Genomic DNA, 6905 nt, shown 5'->3' with positions numbered 1-6905 from the left:
GCCGGCGGGCGCGCCGTGGCCGCGCACGACGACGGCGCGGGAGCCCGGCCCGCGCCTCGCGGAGAGCCCGGCGAACAGCCCGGCGATGAGGCGCGCCCCGGGCACGAGGCCGACGCCGCGCTCGCCGGCGCCGAGCTCGTCCTGGACGGCATCACCGGCATCGGCGGCAGGGGCGGCCTGCGTCCGGCGGCCGCCCGGCTGGTGCGCCGGATCACCGCACCCGTCCTCGCCGTCGACCTGCCCAGCGGCGTCGACGCCGACACCGGCGAGGTGGACGGCGAGGCGGTGCGGGCGTCCGCCACCGTCACCTTCGGGGCCTGGAAGCCCGGCCTGCTCATCGAACCGGCCCGCGGCCACGTGGGCGCCGCGCGGCTCGTGGACATCGGCCTGGCGCCGCACCTGCCGGACACGCCCGACGCGCAGGCGCTCCAGCACGCCGACGTCGCCGCCCTGCTCCCCGTGCCCGGGGCGGACACGGACAAGTACCGTCGCGGCGTCGTCGGCGTCGCCGCCGGCTCGGCCCGGTACCCGGGCGCGGCCGTGCTGGCCGTCTCCGGGGCGCTGCGCGGCGGGGCCGGGGCCGTGCGGTACGTGGGATCGGCCGCCGCCGAGGTCATCGCCCGGCACCCCGAGACGCTGGTCACCGGCGGGGCGCCGAAGGCGGCCGGGCGCGTGCAGTCCTGGGTCGTCGGCCCGGGGCTGGGCGCCGGGGAGCAGGCCGAGCGCGCGGCGCGGGAGGTACTGGAGTCCGAGGTGCCGGTGCTGGTCGACGCCGACGGCCTGCGGCTCGCCGACCCCGACCTGGTGCGGGCGCGCCGGGCCCCGACGGTCCTCACCCCGCACGCGGGCGAGGCCGCCGCGCTGCTGGACACCTCCCGGGACGCCGTCGAGGCCGGGACGCTGCACGCCGTGCGGGCCCTCGCCGACCGCTACCAGGCCACCGTGTTGCTCAAGGGCGCCGCCACGCTCGTCGCCGGGCCCGGGAGCGGGCCCGTGCGCGTCAACCCGACCGGCACCGGCTGGCTCGCCACCGCGGGCAGCGGTGACGTGCTCTCCGGGCTGATCGGTGCCCTCCTCGCCGCCGGCCTGCCCGCCCGTGACGCCGCCTGCGCGGGTGCCTACCTGCACGGTGTCGCCGGGCGCCTGGCCGCCGTCCCGCCCGCCGCGTCCGACGTCGCCGCTGCCCTGCCCGCCGCCTGGCACGAGGTCCGCACGTCCGTGCACGAGGTCCGCACATCCCCGCACGAGGTGCGCACGTCCGCGGCACGGTGACGCCTGAGACACTGGTGCGGTGAACAGCACCACCGCCGCCCGTCCTCCCCGTGTGCGCGCCGAGGTCGATCTGGCCGCCCTGCGCTCCAACGTACGCGCTCTGCGGGCCCGGGCGGCCGGCGGCGCCGGGTTGATGGCGGTGGTGAAGGCGGACGCCTACGGGCACGGGATGGTGCCCTGCGCCCGCGCCGCGCGGCAGGCCGGGGCCGACTGGCTGGGCACCGCCACCCCCGAGGAGGCACTGGAGCTGCGCGCGGCCGGTGACACCGGCCGCATCCTGTCCTGGCTGTGGACGCCGGGCGGGCCCTGGGCCCGGGCCATCGAGGCGGACGTCGACGTCTCGGCCAGCGCCGGCTGGGCGCTGGCGGAGATCGTGACCGCCGCCCGCGCCACGGGCCGCACCGCCCGGGTGCACCTCAAGGCCGACACCGGGCTCGGTCGCAACGGCTGCCAGCCCGCCGACTGGCCCGAGCTGGTGGCCGCCGCCCGGGCCGCCGAGGCCGAGGGCACCGTGCGCGTCACCGGGCTGTGGTCGCACTTCGCCTGCGCCGACGAACCGGGCCACCCCGCGACCGCCGCCCAGCTCGCGGCGTTCGAGGAGGCGCTGTCGGTCGCCGAGCGGGCCGGGCTGCGCCCCGAGGTCCGGCACCTGGCCAACTCACCGGCCACCCTCACCCTGCCCGCGTCCCACTTCGACCTCGTGCGCCCCGGCGTCTCGGTCTACGGGCTCTCGCCCTCGCCCGAGGTGGGCGCCCCGGAGGACTTCGGGCTCCGCCCGGTGATGCGGCTCAGCGCCGACCTCGCCGTCGTCAAGCGGGTGCCCGGCGACCACGGCGTCTCCTACGGTCACACCTACCAGACGCCGGGGCCCACGACCCTCGCGCTCGTCCCGGCCGGTTACGCGGACGGCATCCCCCGGCACGCGTCCAACGTGGGGCCCGTCCTCGTCGCGGGGAAGCTGCGCACGGTCGCCGGACGGGTGGCGATGGACCAGTTCGTGGTGGACCTCGGCGGGGACACCGCCGAGGCGGGCGACGAGGCCGTGCTGTTCGGCCCCGGGGACGAGGGCGAACCGACCGCGGAGGACTGGGCCCGCGCGGTCGGCACGATCGGGTACGAGATCGTCACCCGGGTCGGCGCCCGGGTGCCCCGGGTCTATCTGCACGAGACCGCCGAGGGCTGACGCGTCGCACCCGTGTGAGGCCGTCGCGCGTCGGGCGGACCGCCTACCATCGGGGCCATGACGACGGCCATCACACAGTCCCGGATCACGGTCAGCACGCCCGAGCGCATGCGGGAGCTGGGCCGCGTGCTCGCCACCCTCGTGCGCGCCGGTGACCTGGTGCTGCTGACGGGCGAGCTGGGAGCCGGCAAGACGACGCTGACCCGCGGCCTGGGCGAGGGCCTCGGCGTGCGCGGAGCCGTCACCTCACCCACCTTCGTCATCGCCCGTGTCCACCCCTCGCGCTCCGGCGGGCCGCCGCTCGTCCACGTGGACGCCTACCGGCTGGGCGGCGGTCTCGAGGAGATGGAGGACCTCGACCTCGATGTCACGCTGCCCGAGTCGGTGGTGGTCGTGGAGTGGGGCGAGGGCAAGGTCGAGGAGCTGACCGAGGACCGGCTGCACGTGGTCATCGAGCGCAGGCTCGGGGCCGGGCCGGACGCGGAGGAACAGGCGGCGGCGGGCGAGGACGACGAGCGCGTGGTCACGGTGACCGGGGTGGGCCCGCGCTGGACGGACGTGGACCTCTCCACGCTCGGGTGACGCTGTAAAGCGGCGCACGCGGACGATGCCACGACGGAGTGACGCGGGTGTGTCACTCCGTCGAGTCATGTCGGGCGTCATGTCGGCCGTCACGTCGGGGGTCATGTCGGGCGTCACGTCGGGATGACTTTCCGACAGGCTGTCGGCAACGTGTTGCGCCCGTCGCCGGGGCGTGGTTAGGTACGCCTAAGTCGTCGGGCGTGAGGAGGGGACCATGCCGGAACGCGAGACCACACCACGAACCGCCCCACAGGCGCCGCCGTTCGGCGAGCTCCTGGCCTCCTGTGCCGCGGCGCGGGCCATCTGCCGCCCGCCACGCGAGGAGCCGCCCGCGGGCGCGCCCCGCGCCGCCGAGGACGACGTCCGCTGAGCCGTCTCCGCCGCTCTGCCCGCGTCTCCGTCGCCCTGTGCGCCGTCCGGGCGCGGGCTACCGGACGACGACGACCGGGGTGTCGAGCGTCGCGAACTCCCACATCGCCGCGCCGTCGGCGCGGCTCTCCCGGATGCCGCCCGTCTTCTTCCCCGGTTCCGCCACGGGCTGCCGTCCGTCCTCCACCGGGGCGCTGAAGCCGATGCCCGTGCCCGCGAGGGTGGTGAAGCGGACGACGTGCTGCACCGGTACGCCGTCCGTGCCGGTCACGCGCTCGTCCCGCGACGTCACCGTGTAGACGCCGGCCACGGGGTCGAGCGTGCCCGGGGTGACCCCGTACGTCCGCAGGACCGATCCGTCGGCGCCGACCAGCCACACCCGGTCGTCCGCGAGCGAGTAGACCACCCGCCGGCCCTCGCCCGACTCCGCGGGGAGGCCCGGGGCCTCCTGCTCCGGTCCGGCGCTGGGGGAGGGGGACGCGGCCGGCTCGGCCTGCCGGCCCCTCGGGGCCTCGTTCTGCGCGGCGGAGGCCTGGTAGGCGAAGAACCCGATGACGGCCATGGCCACCGCGGTCAACCCGGTCACGAACGTTCCCGCGCTGTTCCGTGCCACCGGGTTCACCCCTCGACGCCTTCTCGCTGCCTCGTGCCGCCGCGCGTCCGTTCGCGTTCGGTCTTCGCCGAGTTCGCTTCGCCGACGCACGCGCACTGATCGTCAGGCTGACGGTAGCAGCCCGACCGTGCCCCATCAGGACAGCCCGGACACCGCACCCCCGGGCGCGCCGTAGGCTTGCCCCGTGCTGTTGCTCGCTCTCGACACCGCGACCCCCGCCATCACCGTCGCCCTCCACGACGGCGAGGCCGTGCTCGCCTCCCGCCACCAGGTCGACGCCCGCCGCCACGGTGAGCTCCTCCTGCCCGCCGTACACGCCACGCTGTCCGAGGCCGGCCGGACGCTGCACGACGTCACCGGGCTCGTCGTCGGCGTCGGCCCCGGCCCCTACACGGGGCTGCGGGTCGGCCTGGTGACGGCCGCCGGGTTCGGCGCCGCCCTCGGCATCCCCGTGCACGGCCTGTGCACCCTGGACGGCATCGCCTACGCCGCCGGAGCCGCGGGGGTCGGCGGCCCGTTCGTCGTCGCGACCGACGCCCGCCGCAAGGAGGTCTACTGGGCCCGCTACGCCGACGCCAGGACCCGTGCGACGGAGCCGAGCGTCGACCGGCCCGCCGACATCGTCGAGCAGGTCACCGACGTGCCGTCCGTCGGCGCGGGCGCCCTCCTCTACCCCGACACCTTCACCGGTGTCCGCACGGACGGCCCCGAGCACCAGTCCGCCGCGGCCCTGGCCGCCCTCGCCGCCGAGAAGCTGGCCGCGGGCGAGCCGTTCCTGCCCCCGCTCCCGATGTACCTGCGCCGCCCGGACGCCAAGGTGCCCGCCGGGTACAAGGTGGTCACGCCGACGTGAGCCCCGTGCCGGACGCCCCGCCCGCCTCCGACGCCGTCACCCTGCGGGAGATGCGCTGGTGGCACGTCGAGCCGGTGCTGGCACTCGAACAGGAGCTGTTCCCCGAGGACGCCTGGTCGACGGGGATGTTCTGGTCCGAGCTGGCGCACGCCCGCGGCCCGGGCGCCACTCACCACTACACCGTCGCCGAGGCGGCCGACGGCCGCCTCGTGGGCTATGCGGGGCTGGCCACGACCGTCGACGGCACCGGGGACGTCCAGACCATCGCCGTCGCCCCCGACCAGCAGGGCACCGGTCTGGGCGCCCGTCTCCTCGCCGATCTGCTGGCCGCCGCCACGGCCTTCGAGTGCCACCAGGTGCTCCTGGAGGTGCGCGTGGACAACCTGCGCGCCCAGCGCCTCTACGAGCGGTACGGCTTCGTCCCGGTGGGCGTCCGGCGCGGGTACTACCAGCCCGGCAACGTGGACGCCCTGGTCATGCGGCGTGAGCACGGCGCCCCGACGACACCCACCGACCCCGGCGCCCCGAGCGCCTCCAGCGACCCGAGCTAGGAACGACTGCAGATGACCCCCGACGAGCCCCTTGTCCTCGGCATCGAGACCTCCTGCGACGAGACCGGTGTCGGCGTCGTCCGCGGCCACACGCTGCTGGCCGACGCCGTCGCCTCCAGCGTCGACGATCACGCCCGCTACGGCGGCGTCGTCCCCGAGATCGCCAGCCGGGCGCACCTGGAGGCCATGGTCCCGACCATCCAGCGGGCCCTGGACCAGGCCGGGGTCGCCGCCTCCGACCTCGACGGCATCGCCGTCACCGCGGGCCCGGGCCTCGCCGGCGCGCTGCTCGTCGGCGTCTCGGCGGCCAAGGCGTACGCCTACGCCCTCGGCAAGCCCCTCTACGGCGTCAACCACCTCGCCTCGCACATCTGCGTCGACCAGCTCGAGCACGGCGCGCTGCCGGAGCCCACGATGGCGCTCCTGGTCAGCGGCGGGCACTCCTCGCTGCTGCTCGCCCCGGACATCACGGCCGACGTCCGGCCGCTGGGCTCGACCATCGACGACGCGGCGGGGGAGGCCTTCGACAAGGTGGCCCGGGTGCTCGGCCTCGGCTTCCCCGGCGGCCCGGTCATCGACCGCTACGCCCGCGAGGGCGACCCGGGCGCCATCGCGTTCCCGCGCGGCCTCACCGGCCCACGGGACGCCCCCTACGACTTCTCCTTCTCCGGTCTCAAGACCGCCGTCGCCCGCTGGATCGAGGCCCGGCGGCGGGCGGGCGAGGAGGTGCCCGTCGCCGACGTCGCCGCCTCGTTCCAGGAGGCCGTCACCGACGTCCTGACCCGCAAGGCGATCCGGGCCTGCCGGGACGAGGGCGTCGAACATCTGATGATCGGCGGCGGCGTCGCGGCCAACTCCCGTCTGCGGGCCATGGCCGAGGAGCGGTGCGCAGACGCGGGGATCACCCTGCGCGTCCCGAGGCCGAAGCTGTGCACGGACAACGGTGCGATGGTCGCGGCGCTGGGAGCGGAGATGGTGGCCCGCGGCCGGGACGCCTCCGGCTGGGACCTGCCGGCCGACTCCTCGCTTCCCGTCACCGAGCCTCACGTCCCGGCGACCCCCGAGGCACCCGGCCACTCCCACTCCCACTCCCACGGTCACGCGCACACGCACGATCACGTGCACGAGCTGAGCAGGAAGAACCTCTACGAAGCATGACGGGCGAGACGGGCGAGACGGGCGTGACGGGCAGGACGAGCGGGAGCGACGGGACGACGGCGCTGATGTGGGAGGCGCGCGCGGCCGACGGGCGGGGCGCGGAGCTGCTGGCCTGGGTCCGCGCCCAGCCGCTCGTCCCCGAGCCCGCGCGCCGCGAGACGTACACGGCGCCCGGCGACCGCGTCCTCGTCATCACCCACTGGCCCGAGGCCGGAGAGCCCGGTGAGCTACCCGACCCGCCGGGGGAGTTGCTGTACCGGCCGGTGCACCGCTGGCGGTTCACGCGGGTGGAGTAGCCGGGCCGTTTGTCGGCGCGCAGCGCGT

Annotated in this window: 9 protein-coding genes; 8 read left to right on the top strand and 1 reads right to left on the bottom strand. The window is 76.2% G+C overall.

The features are described from left to right. The 4 genes from HPT28_RS08060 to HPT28_RS08045 form a co-directional block, all read left to right on the top strand. Positions 1 to 1272, top strand: a 1272-nt coding sequence (locus HPT28_RS08060; protein ID WP_219090265.1) for an NAD(P)H-hydrate dehydratase, incomplete at its 5' end; no start/stop codon positions are given. A gap of 19 nt (positions 1273 to 1291) precedes the next feature. Continuing rightward, positions 1292 to 2455 (top strand): alanine racemase, encoded by a 1164-nt coding sequence (gene alr / locus HPT28_RS08055; protein ID WP_219090264.1) that lies wholly within the window; start codon positions 1292 to 1294, stop codon positions 2453 to 2455. Between the two features lie 57 nt (positions 2456 to 2512). Beyond that, the gene (gene tsaE, locus HPT28_RS08050; RefSeq protein WP_219090263.1) at positions 2513 to 3037 is read left to right on the top strand and encodes a tRNA (adenosine(37)-N6)-threonylcarbamoyltransferase complex ATPase subunit type 1 TsaE; all 525 of its coding nucleotides are present in this window, start codon (positions 2513 to 2515) and stop codon (positions 3035 to 3037) included. 214 nt (positions 3038 to 3251) lie between these two features. Next, positions 3252 to 3407 carry a hypothetical protein gene (locus HPT28_RS08045; protein WP_219090262.1) on the top strand — a complete coding sequence of 52 codons (156 nt, stop codon included), beginning with the start codon at positions 3252 to 3254 and terminating at the stop codon, positions 3405 to 3407. Between the two features lie 57 nt (positions 3408 to 3464). On the opposite strand, the gene HPT28_RS08040 is transcribed toward HPT28_RS08045, so the two are convergent. Beyond that, positions 3465 to 3992, bottom strand: a complete 528-nt coding sequence (locus HPT28_RS08040) for a hypothetical protein (RefSeq protein WP_374226933.1) — start codon at positions 3990 to 3992, stop codon at positions 3465 to 3467. A gap of 211 nt (positions 3993 to 4203) precedes the next feature. Between HPT28_RS08040 and tsaB the strand changes: the two genes are divergently transcribed. The 4 genes from tsaB to HPT28_RS08020 are packed head-to-tail and all read left to right on the top strand — an operon-like array spanning position 4204 to position 6877. Beyond that, entirely contained in the window at positions 4204 to 4872 is a 669-nt protein-coding gene (gene tsaB, locus HPT28_RS08035) for a tRNA (adenosine(37)-N6)-threonylcarbamoyltransferase complex dimerization subunit type 1 TsaB (RefSeq protein ID WP_219090260.1), read from the top strand. Between the two features lie 50 nt (positions 4873 to 4922). After that, positions 4923 to 5423: a ribosomal protein S18-alanine N-acetyltransferase gene (gene rimI / locus HPT28_RS08030; protein WP_219090274.1), complete on the top strand. Its 501-nt coding sequence runs from the start codon at positions 4923 to 4925 to the stop codon at positions 5421 to 5423. A 12-nt stretch (positions 5424 to 5435) separates the two neighbouring features. Beyond that, positions 5436 to 6581: a tRNA (adenosine(37)-N6)-threonylcarbamoyltransferase complex transferase subunit TsaD gene (gene tsaD, locus HPT28_RS08025; protein WP_219090259.1), complete on the top strand. Its 1146-nt coding sequence runs from the start codon at positions 5436 to 5438 to the stop codon at positions 6579 to 6581. Then, on the top strand, positions 6578 to 6877 hold the full coding sequence (locus HPT28_RS08020; RefSeq protein WP_257578229.1) for a hypothetical protein: 300 nt from the start codon (positions 6578 to 6580) through the stop codon (positions 6875 to 6877). The genes tsaD and HPT28_RS08020 overlap by 4 nt, the downstream gene beginning before the upstream one ends. Positions 6878 to 6905: the final 28 nt, after the last annotated feature.

It is taken from the genome of Streptomyces sp. JJ38, assembly GCF_019303475.1.
In the GTDB taxonomy this organism is placed as follows: domain Bacteria; phylum Actinomycetota; class Actinomycetes; order Streptomycetales; family Streptomycetaceae; genus Streptomyces.
This window is presented reverse-complemented; position numbering and strand designations above follow the sequence as displayed.

Bases quoted from the DNA above. Each gene is read 5' to 3' on its own strand.
- HPT28_RS08045 (WP_219090262.1), top strand. From the start codon at position 3,252: ATGCCGGAACGCGAGACCACACCACGAACCGCCCCACAGGCGCCGCCG.
- tsaD (WP_219090259.1), top strand. From the start codon at position 5,436: ATGACCCCCGACGAGCCCCTTGTCCTCGGCATCGAGACCTCCTGCGAC.
- tsaE (WP_219090263.1), top strand. From the start codon at position 2,513: ATGACGACGGCCATCACACAGTCCCGGATCACGGTCAGCACGCCCGAG.
- rimI (WP_219090274.1), top strand. From the start codon at position 4,923: ATGCGCTGGTGGCACGTCGAGCCGGTGCTGGCACTCGAACAGGAGCTG.
- HPT28_RS08020 (WP_257578229.1), top strand. From the start codon at position 6,578: ATGACGGGCGAGACGGGCGAGACGGGCGTGACGGGCAGGACGAGCGGG.